The following is a 14,830-nucleotide window of genomic DNA, read 5'->3' on the forward strand; positions in this document are numbered from 1 at the left end:
ACAACAGCAGAGAAGGGAGATTTTATTGGCCGTTGCCGACCCTGTCAATACCCTTCGATCATTTCACTGATGCCGAAGGGCCGGCAGGGCCTCACCGCGCGAGGCTCGCAGGGCAAACGCCGCGGCCGGGCACGGACTTAGCGTTCGAGCAGATTGAGCTTGTCCTTCACGTCCTTCCACTCGTCGGCTTCCGGCAGCGGAGCCTTCGTCTTCGTGATGCTCGGCCAGTTCTTCGCGAGCTCCGCGTTGAGCGGGGTGAAGTGCTGCTGATCGCCGGGGACGTCTTCCTCGGCGTAGATCGCGTTCACCGGGCATTCGGCGACGCAGACGGCGCAGTCGATGCATTCATCGGGGTCGATCGCGAGGAAGTTGGGACCTTCGCGAAAGCAATCCACCGGACATACGTCCACGCAATCGGTGTAGCGGCATTTGATGCAGCTTTCGGTCACAACGTGAGTCATTCAAGCTCCTGCACACAGGGGTATGGGGGAGGCGAAACGCCAAAAGAGCTATTGTAGCGTAACGTCCAAAACCGCATGCAATTGGGTCTTCGGCATCTTTATACCGATTGGTGATTAGTTTATGGGGCGGACGGGTCCGTCCGGTTGCGCCGTGTTCCGGCACGCATTCGGGTAACATGGCCTCAATGCCGGGTCGCAGGCGGCGCGGCAACACGCCGGGCGCCGAGCCGGGCAATTGGGTTCGAACGTTCGCAGTCCGGTTGAAATCATGATCATTACTTCGCTGCTCGACACCGATCTGTACAAATTCACGATGATGCAGGTCGTCCTGCATCATTTTCCCGCCGCCAACGCCGAATACCGGTTCAAGTGCCGCACGCCGGCGGTGAATCTCGTGCCGTACATCGACGAGATTCGCGACGAGGTCAAGAAGCTCTGCGAACTGCGCTTCGCCGACGACGACCTCGACTACCTGCGGCGGATGCGTTTCATCAAGAGCGATTTCATCGATTTCCTCGCGCTCTTTCACCTGAACGAAAAGTACATCTCGATCGAGGCGTCGAAGAAGGGTAACGGCGAGATCGACATCGAGATCAAGGGGCCGTGGCTGCACACGATCCTCTTCGAGATCCCCGTGCTCGCGATCGTCAATGAGGTGTACTTCCGCAATACGCAAACAGCGCCCGACTACGCGAGCGGCCGCGAGCGCCTGCACGACAAGATCGCGCTGCTCGGCGCGCGCCCGGAATTCGCGGACTGCAAGATCGCCGACTACGGCACGCGCCGGCGCTTCTCGAAGGCCTGGCACGAAGAGGTGATCCTGACGCTGAAGGAGCGCATTTCCGAGCAGTTCACCGGCACGAGCAACGTGTATTACGCGAAGAAGCACGGCTTGACGCCGCTTGGCACGATGGCGCACGAATACCTGCAGGCGTGCCAGGCGCTCGGGCCGCGTCTGCGCGATTCGCAGATCTACGGATTCGAGATGTGGGCGAAGGAGTATCGCGGCGATCTGGGCATCGCGCTGTCCGACGTCTACGGCATGCAGGCGTTCCTGCGCGATTTCGACATGTATTTCTGCAAGCTCTTCGACGGTGCGCGCCACGATTCGGGCGACCCGTTCGATTGGGGCGAGCGTCTCCTGCGCCATTACGAGGAAAACCGCTGCGATCCGCGCACGAAGGTGCTCGTGTTCTCCGACGCGCTCGATATCCCCAAGGTGCTGCAGCTCTACGAACGCTTTCGCGGGCGCTGCCGGCTCGCTTTCGGCGTCGGCACGAACCTCACTAACGATCTCGGCTACAACCCGCTGCAGATCGTCATCAAGATGGTCCGCTGCAACGGCCAGCCGGTTGCGAAACTGTCCGATTCGCCGGGCAAGAACATGTGCGACGACAAGGCCTACCTCGCGTATCTGCGTCAGGTGTTCGGCATCGAGACGCCGGCCGAAGACGTCGAGAAGTAAAGGGCGGCGCGCCCCAAGAGCACTTCCTTGTCCGCCTCCCTACGGGAGGCGTCCTGCGGGGCGCCGGTATAATTGCGTCTGTCACCAACGGCATCGTCAAGAGGAACGCACATGGATACATCGGCTTCTCGCCGCAATATCCTGGCGCGCATACGCGCCGCCCAGGGCCGGCCGGCGCAACCCGACGCTGCCGAACACGAGGCCGTGGCCGACTATCTCGCGCGTCATCCCGAAGGGCCGCGTCCGCCGATGCCGGACGATCTCGTCGCGCGCTTCGTCGCCGAGGCACAGCAGTTGTCGACTACGGTCGACGAAGTCGCGGCGCTCGCCGAAGCGCCCGCTGCCGCGCATCGCTATCTGACCGAGCACGGCTTGCCGACCTCCGCCATCGCCTGGCAAACGCTCGAGGCATTGCCGTGGGGCGAGGCAGGCCTCGCGGTCGAGTTCCGCAAGCCGCAGAACGCCGATCTCGTCGGCATCACCGGCTGTTTCTGCGCGACGGCCGAGACCGGCTCGCTCGTGCTGCTGTCCGGGCCGCAAACGTACGCTTCCGCGGGGCTGTTGCCTGAAACGCACATCGCGATCGTGCCCGCTTCGCGCATCGTCGCGGGCCACGAAGAGGCGTTCGCGCTCATCCGCGCCGAACGCGGCGAGCTGCCGCGCGCGGTCAATTTTGTGTCGGGGCCGTCGCGCACCGGCGACATCGAGCAGACCATCGTCCTCGGCGCGCACGGGCCATATCGCGTGCACGCGATCATCGTGCGCGGCGCTTGAGCCGTCGCGCCATCGGCCGGCGTCCGAGGTCATTCTCGACAACAAGGGGCTGCAAAACATGAAACGGCTTGCCGCATCGGCGTGCATGGCGCTGGCGGTTGTGTCGGCTGTGTGGCCCGTGACGGCGTCGGCCGCGGCGATCGGCGGCGCCCCGCTGTCGGCGCTGTGGGCTGCCCCGTTCGCGGGCATCCTGCTGTCGATCGCGATCTTCCCGCTCGTCGCCCCGATCTTCTGGCACGACCACTTCGGCAAGATTGCAGCCGCGTGGGGCGCGCTGTTTCTCGTGCCGTTCGCGCTCGCATTTGGCGCGGGAGCCGCGCTCGGCACGCTTGCGCATGCGCTTCTGGAGGAGTACGTGCCGTTCATCGTGCTGCTGACGGCGCTCTATACCATCGCCGGCGGCATCTGCGTGCGCGGCAATCTGCACGGCTCGCCAAAGCTCAATACGGCGATTCTCGCGCTCGGCACCGTGCTCGCGAGCATCATGGGCACGACCGGCGCGGCGATGCTCTTGATCCGCCCGCTCCTGCGCGCGAACGACAATCGCAAGCACGTCGTGCACGTCGTCGTGTTCTTCATCTTTCTCGTGGCGAACGCGGGCGGTTCGCTATCGCCGCTCGGCGATCCGCCGCTTTTTCTCGGCTTCCTGAACGGCGTGAGCTTCTTCTGGACGACGCAGCATCTCGCGCTGCCGATGCTGTTCATCTGCGCCGTGCTGCTCGCGTCGTTCTACGCGCTCGACGCCTATTACTTCCATTGCCGCAGCGAAGAGCGCTCCCGGTTTCTCGACCCGACGCCCGATACGCACGGCATCTCGATCGACGGCAAGATCAATTTCGTGCTGCTCGCGATGGTGGCCGGTCTCGTGCTGATGAGCGGCATCTGGCGGCCGGGCATCGGCTTCGACGTCATCGGCACGCGCGTCGAGCTGCAAAACGCGGTGCGCGATGTGGCGCTGATCGTGCTGACGCTCGCGTCGCTCGCGGTGACGCCGCGCTCGGCGCGCGCCGGCAACGCGTTCAACTGGGCGCCGATCGAAGAAGTCGCGAAGCTCTTCGCCGGCATCTTCGTGACGATCGCGCCGGTCATCATGATCCTGCGCGCCGGGCCGGCCGGCGCGTTCGCGCACGTGACGAGCCTCGTCACCGACGCACACGGCAAGCCGATCGACGCCATGTATTTCTGGGCGACCGGCATCCTGTCGTCGTTCCTCGACAACGCGCCGACCTATCTCGTGTTCTTCAACCTCGCAGGCGGCAACGCGCAGACGCTCATGAGCACCGGCGCGACCACGCTCGCCGCCATCTCGGCGGGCGCGGTCTTCATGGGCGCGAACAGCTACATCGGCAACGCGCCGAACTTCATGGTGAAGGCGATCGCCGAATCGCGCGGCGTGCGCATGCCGAGTTTCTTTGCGTACCTGGGGTGGTCGGGAGCGGTGCTGGTGCCCGTCTTTCTCGTGACGACGTGGCTCTTCTTTTGAGGTGGCGCGCCTCGCTTAGGACCTCCGGGTCCGGCGGCGCGGATTGAATTCGCAGTTTGACGTCATTGCGCGCGCGGCGCTTTGCGACGCGGCGCACGATTCGGAGACAAAGCATGCAGAAGATCCTGGTTGCGCGTCCGATTTTTCCGGACGTGGTCGAGCGGCTCAAGCAGTATTTCGAAGTGGACTGGAATCAGGGCGACGTGCTGTCCGCCGCCGAACTGGCCGCGCGACTGGCGGACAAAGACGGCGCGCTGACCGCCGGCGAGCCGGTCGGCGCGGCGGCGATCGCAGCGGCGCCGCGTTTGCGCGTCGTGTCGAACATGGCGGTCGGCTTCAACAACTTCGACATGGCGGCGTTCAACGCCGCGAACGTGCTCGGCACGAACACGCCGGACGTGCTGAACGAATCGACCGCCGATTTCGGCTGGGCGCTGATGATGGCCGCCGCGCGCCGCGTGACCGAATCGGAGCACTGGCTGCGCGCCGGCAAGTGGCAGAAGTGGGCGTACGACGGCTTCCTCGGCACCGATGTCTACGGCTCGACGCTCGGCATCGTCGGCATGGGCCGCATCGGGCAAGCGCTCGCGCGCCGCGCGCGCGGCTTCGACATGCGCGTCATCTACCACAACCGTTCGCGCGTTGCGCCGCAGATCGAGGCGGAGCTGAACGCCGAGTACGCGTCGAAGGAACACCTGCTGCGGACCGCGGACCACGTCGTCCTCGTGCTGCCGTACTCGGCCGAGAGCCATCACACGATCGGCGCCGCCGAACTCGCGTTGATGAAGCCGGCCGCGACGCTCACCAATATCGCGCGCGGCGGCATCGTCGACGACGCGGCGCTCGCCGAGGCGCTGCGCGCCAAGCGCATCGGCGCGGCCGGTCTCGACGTGTTCGAAGGCGAGCCGAGCGTGCATCCCGATTTGCTCACGGTGTCGAATGTCGTGCTGACTCCGCACATCGCGAGCGCAACGGAAGCGACGCGCCGCGCGATGGCGAACCTCGCCGCCGACAATCTGATCGCCGCGCTGGGCGAGGGCCCGCAGGCGGGGCGTCCGCCGAATCCGATCAACCCTGAAGTGCTCGGCAAGGCGCGCTCATGACGACGATTCTCGTGGCAGCGGTCGCGCTGCTCGCGGTGGCGCTGGTGATTGCGCTCGTGGTGCTCATGAAGGGCGCGGGGCGCGCGAACGAGCACGCGTTCACGGAACTCGGCGAGCAGATGCTCGAAGGCGCCGAGAAGCAGGCGCGCGCCTACGAGCGTCTCGAACGCGAATTGCGCGGCGAGATCGCCGAGACGTCGCGTCAATCGCGCACCGAGCTGGGCGCGGGCTTTACGCACGTTCAGCAGATGCTCGCCGCGCAGCTCACCAGCATCGCGACGGTGCAGAACAACAAGATCGAAGACTTTGCGCAGCGTCTCGCGCAACTGACCGAAAGCAACGGCAAGCAGCTCGATACGGTGCGCGAAAGTCTCCAGTTGCAAGCGCAGCAGGCACGCGACGAGCAGGGCCTCACGCTCAAGCGCTTCGGTGAAACGCTCGCCACGCAGCTCGCGCAACTGACCGAAGCGAACGACCGGCGCTTTGCCGAAGTGCGCGCGACGATCGAACAGCGCCTGAAGGACATCGAAGCGAACAACGCGACGAAGCTCGAAGAGATGCGCCGCACCGTCGACGAAAAGCTGCACGCGACGCTCGAGCAGCGCCTTGGCGAATCGTTCAAGCTCGTGTCGGACCGGCTCGAGCAGGTGCATCGCGGGCTCGGCGAAATGCAGACGCTCGCCGCGGGTGTCGGCGATCTGAAGAAGGTGCTGACCAACGTGAAGACGCGCGGCACCTGGGGCGAAGTGCAGCTCGAAGCGCTGCTCGAACAGATGCTGACGCCGGACCAGTACGCGAAGAACGTCGCGACGGTGCCGAAGAGCGGCGAGCGCGTCGAATTTGCGATCAAGCTGCCGGGACGGCTCGAAAGCGCGGACGGACAGGGCGAAGCGACGCCGGTATGGCTGCCGATCGACGCCAAGTTTCCGCGCGAGGACTACGAGCGCTTGATCGAGGCGCAGGATCGTGCCGATCCGGAAGCGGTAGAGGCGGCGTCGCGCGCGCTGGAAACCCGCGTGCGCAACGAGGCACGCACGATCGCTGAAAAGTACGTCGCGCCGCCGCACACGACCGATTTCGCGCTGCTGTTTCTGCCGACCGAGGGCCTTTACGCTGAGATCCTGCGCCGCCCCGGCCTGACGGACCTGCTGCAGCGCGACTACCGCGTGACGATCGCCGGACCGACGACGCTCACCGCGTTGCTCAACAGCCTGCAAATGGGTTTCAGGACGCTGGCGATTGAGAAGCGCTCGAGCGAGGTGTGGCAGGTGCTCGGCGCGGTGAAGACCGAGTTCGGCAAATTCGGCGACGTGCTTGCGAAGACGAAGTCGCAACTGGAAACGGTCACGCGTTCGATCGAACAGGCCGAGGTGCGTACGCGCGCGATGACTCGCAAGTTGCGCGATGTCGAGGCGTTGCCCGGGGAACAGGCCAGCGGCCTCTTGGGCGATGCGTATTCGAACGCGGAAACCGAGGAGCCGTGAGGCGTTTGAGGTGCCTAAAGGTGCTTGCGGGCGCCTAGAAAAGGCGCGAGCGTAGAACGAACCGCCGGCGGCCTCGCGCCGCCGGACCCCGCTTCAAGACCCGCCGTCGGCGAGTTGCGCGAGCGCCTCGCCCGTCATGCGGACGATGCGCCAATCGGGCAGCACGGTCGCGCCCATCTTCTCGTAGAAATCGATCGCGTTCTGATTCCAGTCGAGCACCGACCACTCGAAGCGGCCGCACTGCCGCTCGACGGCAATCGCCGCGAGCCGCCGCAGCATCGCCTTGCCGAGACCGCTGCCGCGCTGCGGCGGCTGAACATACAGATCTTCGAGATACAAGCCGCGCCGGCCAAGAAACGTCGAAAAATTGTGGAAGAAGAGCGCATAGCCGACGATCCGGCCGCCAGCTTCGGCCACCAGCGCTTCCGCGGCGCGCTGCTCGCCGAACAGTGCGTCGCGCACGCCGGCTTCGGTCGCGACGAACAGGTGCGTGAGCTTTTCGAATTCGGCGAGCTCGAGCATCAGCGCGAAGATCGCGCCGACGTCGGCGGGCGCTGCCTGACGGATCACCGTGCTCATCACGCTTCCTCGGGCACGTCGGAGAGCACGATCTCGATGCCGCCGAAGCGCGACGCCACCCAGTTGTACGCGTGGCACGCGATCCACAGCAGCACGAAACCGAGAATCGCGTTCAGGATCAGTGCGCTGAAAATCGTGCTCAGCTCCACCGAGCCGTAGCGGATGAACGCCACCAGAATACCGAGCAGCACGATCGGCACGCTGAACGTCAGGTAGACCAGGATGAGCGCTTTGGCGGTCTGCCCGGCCGCGATCGACGAGATTTGTTTTTTCATTGCGTGAAGCCCCGTATAAGTGGTGATTCCAAAAGCGATGATTCAGATGAGCCCGTCAAAGGGCATGATGTCGACGGCTTCGCCTGCGCCGACGTCGGTTTGATCATGTGCCAGCACGATAAAGCAATTCGCTTCGCTCATCGAGCTTAAGACGCCGGAGCTCTGCGAGCGGGTCGGTGCGACGCGCCAGCGGCCGTCGGCGTCGCGCGTGGCGATGCCGCGCAGGAATTCGGTGCGGCCGGCGCGTTTCCTGAGCGGCTGCGTGCTCGTCGCGGCGAAAGAGAGCGGCGCTTGCGGCTCGGCGCCCGACATCGCGACGAGCGCCTCGCGCACGATCTGATAGAACGTGACCATGACCGCCACCGGGTTGCCCGGCAACCCGAAGAAGAGCGCGGGGCGCCCTTCGGCGGGCCGTCCGCCGGACCAGACGCGGCCGAACGCGAGCGGCCGGCCGGGGCGCATCGCCATGCTCCAGAACGCGACGTCGCCGAACGTCTGCAGCATTTTCCGCGTGAAGTCGGCCTCGCCGACCGATACGCCACCCGAAGTCAGCACGACATCGGCGCTTTCCGCGGCCTGACGCAGCGCTGCTTCGAGCGCAGCGGGCTCGTCGCGGACCACGCCGAGATCGAGCGTGTCGACGTTCAGACGCTCGAGCATCGCAAAGAGCGTGTAGCGGTTGCTGTCGTACACGCAGCCGGCGGGAAGCGGCTCGCCGATCGAGCGCAGTTCGTCGCCGGTGGACAAGAACGCGACGCGCAGACGCCGCCGCACCGCTACTTCGCCGATTCCAAGCGATGCCAACAGGCCGAGATCCGACGAGCGCAGGATGCGGCCCGCGCGCAAGGCGGACTGTCCTTTCGCGAGGTCTTCGCCGGCGTGCCGGCAATTGGCGCCGCGCGCCAAGCGCTGCGGATCGAAGCTGATGTTGCCGTTTTCAGCGCGCGTGACGAATTCCTGCGGGACGACCGTATCGCAACCGGCCGGCATCGCCGCGCCCGTCATGATGCGGACACATTCGCCCGAGGCCGCCGCGTGCTCGAACGGATGCCCGGCGAACGCCTGGCCCGCGACGCGCAGCGTCAGCGTATCGCCGCCGGAACTCGCGTGACCGGAGAGGGCGGCGCCGTCGAACGCGTAGCCGTCCATTGCGGAGTTGTCGTGTGCAGGAACATCGATCGGCGAGGCAATGTCCTCGGCCAGCACGCGATTGAGCGCGGCACGCAGCGCGACCCGCTCGACCGTCGCGACCGGCACCGCCCATTGGCGCACGATCGCCTGCGCGGCGTGAACCGGCATCGCGTTGGGATCGAACTGGGCAATACAACTGGTCAGGTCGTTGAGCGTGGTCATCGGCGGTGAGGCGCGTCCCGGTCATGCCATCTGCACGGGCGTGCGTGGCGCTGGCTGGGCGAATCGGATCGGGTGGCGCGCGGAGGAACGTGGCGTCCTGCAAACACTTCACGCACGCTCAAGGTCGGCGAGTTCTTGCAAAGAGTTGACATTGTAAAACGCACGCTCGTCGGCAAAGCCCACTTCGGCTGTCATGTGGCGCGCGTACCACGCGCGAACCTTGCGCTCGCCGCCATCCAGAAAGGCCGCAAGGTCGTCGGCGAGCGACGTGCGCAGCAGCGCGAACACAGGATGAGCCGATGGCTGGCCGTCGGCGCTGGTGGTCGTCGCGGTCGCAATATCGGCGAGGTTCGCGTCGAGGGCGGCGGCGAGGCGGTCGGCGAGATCGAGTGCCAGAAAGGGCGAATCGCACGGGGCGCAAAGCACGAGCTCGGTGCGCGCCGCGCGCAGCCCGGCGAGGATGCCGGCCAGCGGCCCGGGAAAGCCGCTCGATGAATCGCTGATGACAGCCGCGCCGAACGGCGCGCCGAGTGTCCGGTAACCGTCGAGATGCCGGTTCGCGCTGATAATGAGGGCGCGGGTCTGCGGGGCGATGCGCTTCGCGACGTGCAGCGCGAGCGGCTCGCCGTGCAGCGTTTGCAATCCCTTGTCGACGCCGCCCATGCGCGCCCCGCGCCCGCCCGCGAGGATGAGGCCGGTGATGCGGCGGTCTGGGATGGGAGCCATTGAGCAGCAGTCGCCTGGGTTTGCTCAGCCGCCGATATACGACATTTCGACTCGATGCGCGCCCGGCTCTTGCGCTTGGGCCATGGCGCTGCCGCGCAACTGCGAGTAACGGTCGCCGCGTGCTTGCCAGATATGGGCGACGGCGGACGCGATGTCGGCATCGGAGGCGCCGTTGCGCAAGAGCGCGCGCAGGTCGTGCCCGGAAGAGGCGAACAGGCACAGGTACAGCTTGCCCTCAGTCGACAGCCGCGCGCGCGTGCAGGTACCGCAAAACGCGCGCGTGACGCTCGAGATGACGCCGATTTCGCCGCTGCTGTCCGCGTAGCCCCAGCGCTGCGCGGTTTCGGCCGCGCTGTGCGCCTCGAGCGGCACGAGCGGGAAGTGCTCGGCGACGCGCGCGACGACCTCGGCCGACGGCAGCACTTCCGCCATGTTCCAGCCATTCGACGTGCCCACGTCCATGTACTCGATAAAGCGCAGCACCACCCCCGAGCCTTTGAAATGCCGCGCCATCGGCACGATTTCGCTGTCGTTCGTGCCGCGCTTGACGACCATGTTCACCTTGAGCGGCGCGAGCCCTGCCGCTTGTGCCGCCGCGATGCCTTCGAGCACGTTCGCCGCCGAATAGCCGGCGTCGTTCATGCGCTGGAACAGGGCGTCGTCGAGCGCGTCGAGGCTGACCGTGACGCGAGTGAGGCCCGCGTCTTTGAGCGCGCGAGCCTTGCGCGCGAGGAGCGAGCCGTTGGTCGTGAGCGTCAGGTCGAGGGAGCGGCCGTCCGGCGTCGTCAGCGCGGCGAGGCGTTCGATCAGGTGCTCGATGTCCTTGCGCAAGAGCGGCTCGCCGCCCGTCAGGCGGATCTTCTCGACGCCGTGTGCGATGAAAAGCCGCGCCAGTCGTTCGATTTCCTCGAAGCTCAAGAGCGCGGCGTGCGGCAAGAACGGGTAGTCCTTGTCGAAGACCGCGCGGGGCATGCAGTAGACGCAACGGAAGTTGCAGCGGTCCGTGACCGAAATGCGCAGATCGCGCAACGGCCGCGCCAGCGTATCGGCGAGCAGGCCGCTCGGCGCCAGTGTGACCGCCGGCGTGGCGGGGATCGTGCTGAAGTCGGCAACAGGGATGATGCGTCGCTGCATGATGGGTAAGAAGGACGTTAGGTCTTCATTTTAGCGGAAGAGGCGTCGCTCGACCGGCAGCTAAAGCGCAAACTCGGGTCGACAAAAAAGCCCGCCTCGAAGGGCGGGCTTTCGTACGCTGAAAGCGCGACGCTTAGTCGTGCTTCATCGTTTCCACTTGCTGCATCGGCGTGGTGTCCACCGGCGGCAGCGATTTGCGCTCGCGCGGCATGCGGGCCGGTTTCACCGCAAGCGCGGCAGCTTCCTGCGCTGCGCGGAGCTTGTCGGCGTCGGTGTTGACCCAGACGAGGCCGGCCGATTCGAGCATCGGCTGCAAGTCCGCGGACGACAGTCCGTTCGCGCGCGGCGCCGGAGCGTGTGCGGCGGCGGCTTGCGGCGCGGGGTGCGTTTCGACCGGGACTGATGCCGGTGCTTCAACCGGCGCGACGTGCGTGACCGGCGCCACCTCGGCGACCGGCTCGGCCGGTTGAGCGACGCTCACCGGCTGGACCTCTGCTGCAGGTGCCGCGACCCCCGCGGCCATCGCCGGCGCGGGTTCTTCGACCGGTGTTGACGATGCAGCCGGTACGAAAACCGGAGCGGTGGCTACGGGTTGCTGCGTTTCGACCTGAGATGAGGTAACGACCGGCTCGGCGTGCACGGCAACGGCCGCGACGTCGTGCGCGGCGGGCGTTGCCGCCGTCTCGACATGCTGCGCGACCGCCTCGGTCAGTTCGGTAGCGACCGGTGCCGGAGTCTCGACGGGCGTGACCACCACTTCGGGGGCCGCAACGGCCTCGACCGGAGCCGGTGCCGCGGTTTCGTGCGGCGCGGCGACGGGTTCCACGGCATGCGAATGCTCGACAACGATCGCCGGCACTGCGGCGACCGCGCCTTCGGCTTCGGCGATATCGGCTGCGTGCGTCACGTTCACGCCTTCTTCCTCGCGCTCGCGACGGCCGCCACGGCGGCCACGGCGGCGGCGGCGGCGCTCCTCGCCATCGCGCGCGGCCATTTCTTGCTCGAACGATCCGCCGTCTTCGCCAGCGCCAGTCGCAGCCGGTGCTGCTGCTTCCGCCGCAAGCGCTTCGCTGCGTGCGGCTGCGTCGGCGGCGATTTCCTGCTGTGGCTTGCGGCGCTCGCCGCGTTCCACGCGCTCCGGACGCTCGCCACGCTCACGGCGCTCGCCACGCTCCTGACGCTCGCCGCCGCGCGCCGCGGCTTCCACTTCCTCGCCGCGCTCGGCACGTTCGGTGCGCTCTTGCGTACGGTCGCGGCCCTCGCGGCTTTCGCGCGGCTCGCGGCCTTCGCGTTGCTGATCGCGTTGATCGCGGCCACCGCGGCCTTCGCGTGGTTCCTTCTGCTCCTCGCGACGCTGCGACGGCTGGGCCTGACGGCCGCCGATCGCGCTGTCGCCCCGCGCGGCAGCGCCTTCGCGGCCGCCTTGGCCGCCCCGGCGGTTGCGGTTGCGATCGCCGCCGCGTTCGCCCGTGCGCTCAGCGCGCTCACGCGCCGGACGCACGGACTGCTCGACCACGGGTTCCGGAGCCGGTGCGGCGGGCGCCATTCCGAACAGATTCTTGAGCCAGCCGATGAAACCGCCGCCAGCATGCGTCACCGGGGCGGGCGCCGGCGTGGCGGCCGCGGCCGGCTTCACGGGTGCGCTCGGCGCCGGCTTTTCGGGCGTGATGCCTTTGACCGCCGCTTCCTGCTTCGGCTTCACTTCTTCGATGCGCTTGCTGTAGCCCGTTTCCGATTCGAGCTCGCGAGCGGCTTCCTCGGCCATCTTCCACGACGCGCGCGGATCGTCGAGGCGCGCATCGTCGTGGCGCAGGCGTTCGAGCTTGTAGTGCGGCGTATCGAGGTGCTTGTTCGGAATCAACACGACGTTGACCTTGAAGCGCGACTCGATCTTGTTGATTTCCTGACGCTTTTCGTTGAGCAGGAAGGCGGTCACTTCGACCGGCACTTGGCAATGGATTGCCGCGGTGTTTTCCTTCATCGCTTCTTCTTGGATGATCCGCAGCACTTGCAGCGCAGACGATTCCGTATCCCGAATGTGGCCGGTGCCGTTGCAGCGCGGGCAGGTGACGTGGCTGCCTTCGGACAGCGCCGGACGCAGACGCTGGCGCGACAGCTCCATCAGGCCGAAGCGGGAAATCTTGCCCATCTGGACGCGCGCGCGGTCGTGCTTCAGCGCATCTTTCAGGCGCTGCTCGACTTCGCGCTGGCTCTTGGCCGATTCCATGTCGATGAAGTCGATCACGATCAGGCCGCCGAGGTCGCGCAGACGCAGCTGGCGGGCGACTTCGTCGGCGGCTTCGAGGTTCGTGCGCGCGGCCGTTTCCTCGATGTCGGCGCCCTTGGTGGCACGCGCCGAGTTCACGTCGATCGCGACGAGCGCCTCGGTGTGATCGATCACGATCGCGCCGCCCGACGGCAGCGGCACCGTGCGCGAGTACGCGGTCTCGATCTGGTGCTCGATCTGGAAGCGGGAGAAGAGGGGAACGTCGTCGTGGTAGCGCTTGACCTTGTTGACGTTGTCCGGCATCACGATGTCCATGAAGGCGCGTGCCTGGTCATGGATTTCAGTGGTGTCGATGAGGATTTCGCCGATGTCCGGCTGGAAGTAGTCGCGAATCGCGCGGATGACGAGGCTCGATTCGAGATAGATCAGCATCGGCTGGCCGGCCGTGCCGCTTTGCGATGCAGCTTCGATCGCGCGCCACAGTTGCATCAGGTAGTTCAGGTCCCACTGCAGCTCCTCGGCGGAACGGCCGATGCCGGCCGTGCGCGCGATGATGCTCATGCCGTCCGGCAATTGCAGCTGCGACATCGTTTCGCGCAACTCCTGGCGCTCGTCGCCTTCGATCCGGCGCGACACGCCGCCGCCGCGCGGGTTGTTCGGCATCAGCACCAGATAGCGCCCGGCGAGCGAGATGAACGTGGTGAGCGCCGCGCCCTTGTTGCCGCGCTCTTCCTTTTCGACCTGGACGATCAGTTCCTGACCTTCGCGCAGGGCGTCCTGGATGCGCGCGGAGCGCATGTCGACGCCGTCCTTGAAGTACTGTCGGGCGACTTCCTTGAACGGCAGGAAGCCGTGGCGGTCTTCGCCGTAGTTGACGAAGCAGGCTTCGAGCGACGGCTCGATGCGAGTGACGATCCCTTTGTAGATATTGCCTTTGCGTTGTTCGCGGCCGGCAGTCTCGATATCGATGTCGATGAGCTTTTGCCCATCGACGATGGCAACGCGCAGTTCTTCCTGCTGCGTTGCATTGAACAGCATGCGTTTCATTGAACGGCTCCAGAGCGGCTCGATACCGGTCCGTGCCGCGCGGTTGCCAGCCGCGGGCCAGGAGCGGTACGCCGCGTCCTTATTGTGTTGTCACGAGCACGCTGGAGCAGGAACGATGGCGGGGAGAATTGCCTGAAAGGGCTGGGTCCGAAAAAAGACCGCAGGCCACAAGGGCGCATGCGAACACGGCTTCAAAAGACGGCGGCGACACGCCGTGCGTTTCGAGTCGTCCAGCGTAAAAAAACGCCGCGACTGGTTTCGCACAATGCTTGCGCGATTGTCGGCCGGGTTGCGGTTCGCGGCAGTGCCGCGGGACGCCCGATCAACGCTCGATAGCCGCGCAGGGTGTCTCGCTCGTTTTGACGTCGCCAAGTCCCGCGCTCTCTGCGGGACGACTCTGGGCGCACGCCGTTTTTTCGCAATGGGGGCCTCGTGTTGCTTGATATCGCTTGTTTCCGAGGCTCGCCAGATAAATTCTTTTTTACCAAAATTCCGTTACCGTCGGCGCCGACCCTGACCGAACGCGCCTGTGGGCGCCGTCCCTGCCGGATGCAGTTGCCGTGCGTGCAACTTGTTGCTTCTCGTTTTTAAGGGCGAGCAACCAGCCCTCGGCGCAAGTAAGCAAGTAAAATATCGATTTCTTGCTTGCACCTCGTGCAATCCGCTCGATTTCCGGCCAATGCGCCGTCTTCCGCAGACTGCTGGGCAAATTATATTCA

12 protein-coding genes are annotated in these 14,830 nt (G+C 66.0%); 5 read left to right on the forward strand and 7 right to left on the reverse strand.

Translation table 11 applies throughout. The features are described from left to right. Positions 1 to 137: 137 nt before the first annotated feature. The gene (fdxA, locus tag J3489_RS15985; protein ID WP_206999592.1) at positions 138 to 461 is read right to left on the reverse strand and encodes a ferredoxin FdxA; all 324 of its coding nucleotides are present in this window, start codon (positions 459 to 461) and stop codon (positions 138 to 140) included. 268 nt (positions 462 to 729) lie between these two features. On the opposite strand from fdxA, the gene pncB reads away from it, so the two are divergent. The 5 genes from pncB (at position 730) to J3489_RS16010 (ending at position 6,770) form a co-directional block, all read left to right on the forward strand. Further along, positions 730 to 1,926 (forward strand): nicotinate phosphoribosyltransferase, encoded by a 1,197-nt coding sequence (pncB, locus tag J3489_RS15990; RefSeq protein WP_206999593.1) that lies wholly within the window; start codon positions 730 to 732, stop codon positions 1,924 to 1,926. A gap of 111 nt (positions 1,927 to 2,037) precedes the next feature. Beyond that, a complete protein-coding gene (locus J3489_RS15995) occupies positions 2,038 to 2,700 on the forward strand; it encodes a LutC/YkgG family protein (protein ID WP_206999594.1) in 663 nt (220 codons plus the stop codon). Between the two features lie 58 nt (positions 2,701 to 2,758). Further along, positions 2,759 to 4,183, forward strand: coding sequence for a sodium:proton antiporter (locus J3489_RS16000; protein ID WP_206999595.1), 1,425 nt, complete (start codon positions 2,759 to 2,761; stop codon positions 4,181 to 4,183). Positions 4,184 to 4,296: 113 nt separating this feature from the next. Further along, positions 4,297 to 5,286, forward strand: coding sequence for a 2-hydroxyacid dehydrogenase (locus J3489_RS16005; protein ID WP_206999596.1), 990 nt, complete (start codon positions 4,297 to 4,299; stop codon positions 5,284 to 5,286). Beyond that, a complete protein-coding gene (locus J3489_RS16010; protein WP_206999598.1) occupies positions 5,283 to 6,770 on the forward strand; it encodes a DNA recombination protein RmuC in 1,488 nt (495 codons plus the stop codon). The genes J3489_RS16005 and J3489_RS16010 overlap by 4 nt, the downstream gene beginning before the upstream one ends. Positions 6,771 to 6,863: 93 nt before the next feature. Here the strand turns inward: J3489_RS16010 and J3489_RS16015 are convergent, their stop codons facing one another. The 6 genes from J3489_RS16015 to J3489_RS16040 all read right to left on the reverse strand — a co-directional run bounded on the left by J3489_RS16015 (position 6,864) and on the right by J3489_RS16040 (position 14,111). Next, entirely contained in the window at positions 6,864 to 7,349 is a 486-nt protein-coding gene (locus J3489_RS16015) for a GNAT family N-acetyltransferase (protein WP_206999600.1), read from the reverse strand. Continuing rightward, a complete protein-coding gene (locus J3489_RS16020) occupies positions 7,349 to 7,624 on the reverse strand; it encodes a hypothetical protein (protein ID WP_206999602.1) in 276 nt (91 codons plus the stop codon). The genes J3489_RS16015 and J3489_RS16020 overlap by 1 nt, the downstream gene beginning before the upstream one ends. A gap of 42 nt (positions 7,625 to 7,666) precedes the next feature. Beyond that, positions 7,667 to 8,977, reverse strand: a complete 1,311-nt coding sequence (gene moeA, locus J3489_RS16025; RefSeq protein ID WP_206999604.1) for a molybdopterin molybdotransferase MoeA — start codon at positions 8,975 to 8,977, stop codon at positions 7,667 to 7,669. Between the two features lie 108 nt (positions 8,978 to 9,085). Further along, positions 9,086 to 9,703, reverse strand: a complete 618-nt coding sequence (mobA, locus tag J3489_RS16030; protein ID WP_206999606.1) for a molybdenum cofactor guanylyltransferase MobA — start codon at positions 9,701 to 9,703, stop codon at positions 9,086 to 9,088. A 24-nt stretch (positions 9,704 to 9,727) separates the two neighbouring features. Continuing rightward, on the reverse strand, positions 9,728 to 10,837 hold the full coding sequence (moaA, locus tag J3489_RS16035; protein WP_206999608.1) for a GTP 3',8-cyclase MoaA: 1,110 nt from the start codon (positions 10,835 to 10,837) through the stop codon (positions 9,728 to 9,730). Between the two features lie 133 nt (positions 10,838 to 10,970). Continuing rightward, positions 10,971 to 14,111, reverse strand: a complete 3,141-nt coding sequence (locus tag J3489_RS16040; RefSeq protein ID WP_206999609.1) for an Rne/Rng family ribonuclease — start codon at positions 14,109 to 14,111, stop codon at positions 10,971 to 10,973. Between the last annotated feature and the right edge of the window lie 719 nt (positions 14,112 to 14,830).

This window comes from Trinickia mobilis (assembly GCF_017315705.1).
Lineage (GTDB): Bacteria > Pseudomonadota > Gammaproteobacteria > Burkholderiales > Burkholderiaceae > Trinickia_A > Trinickia_A mobilis.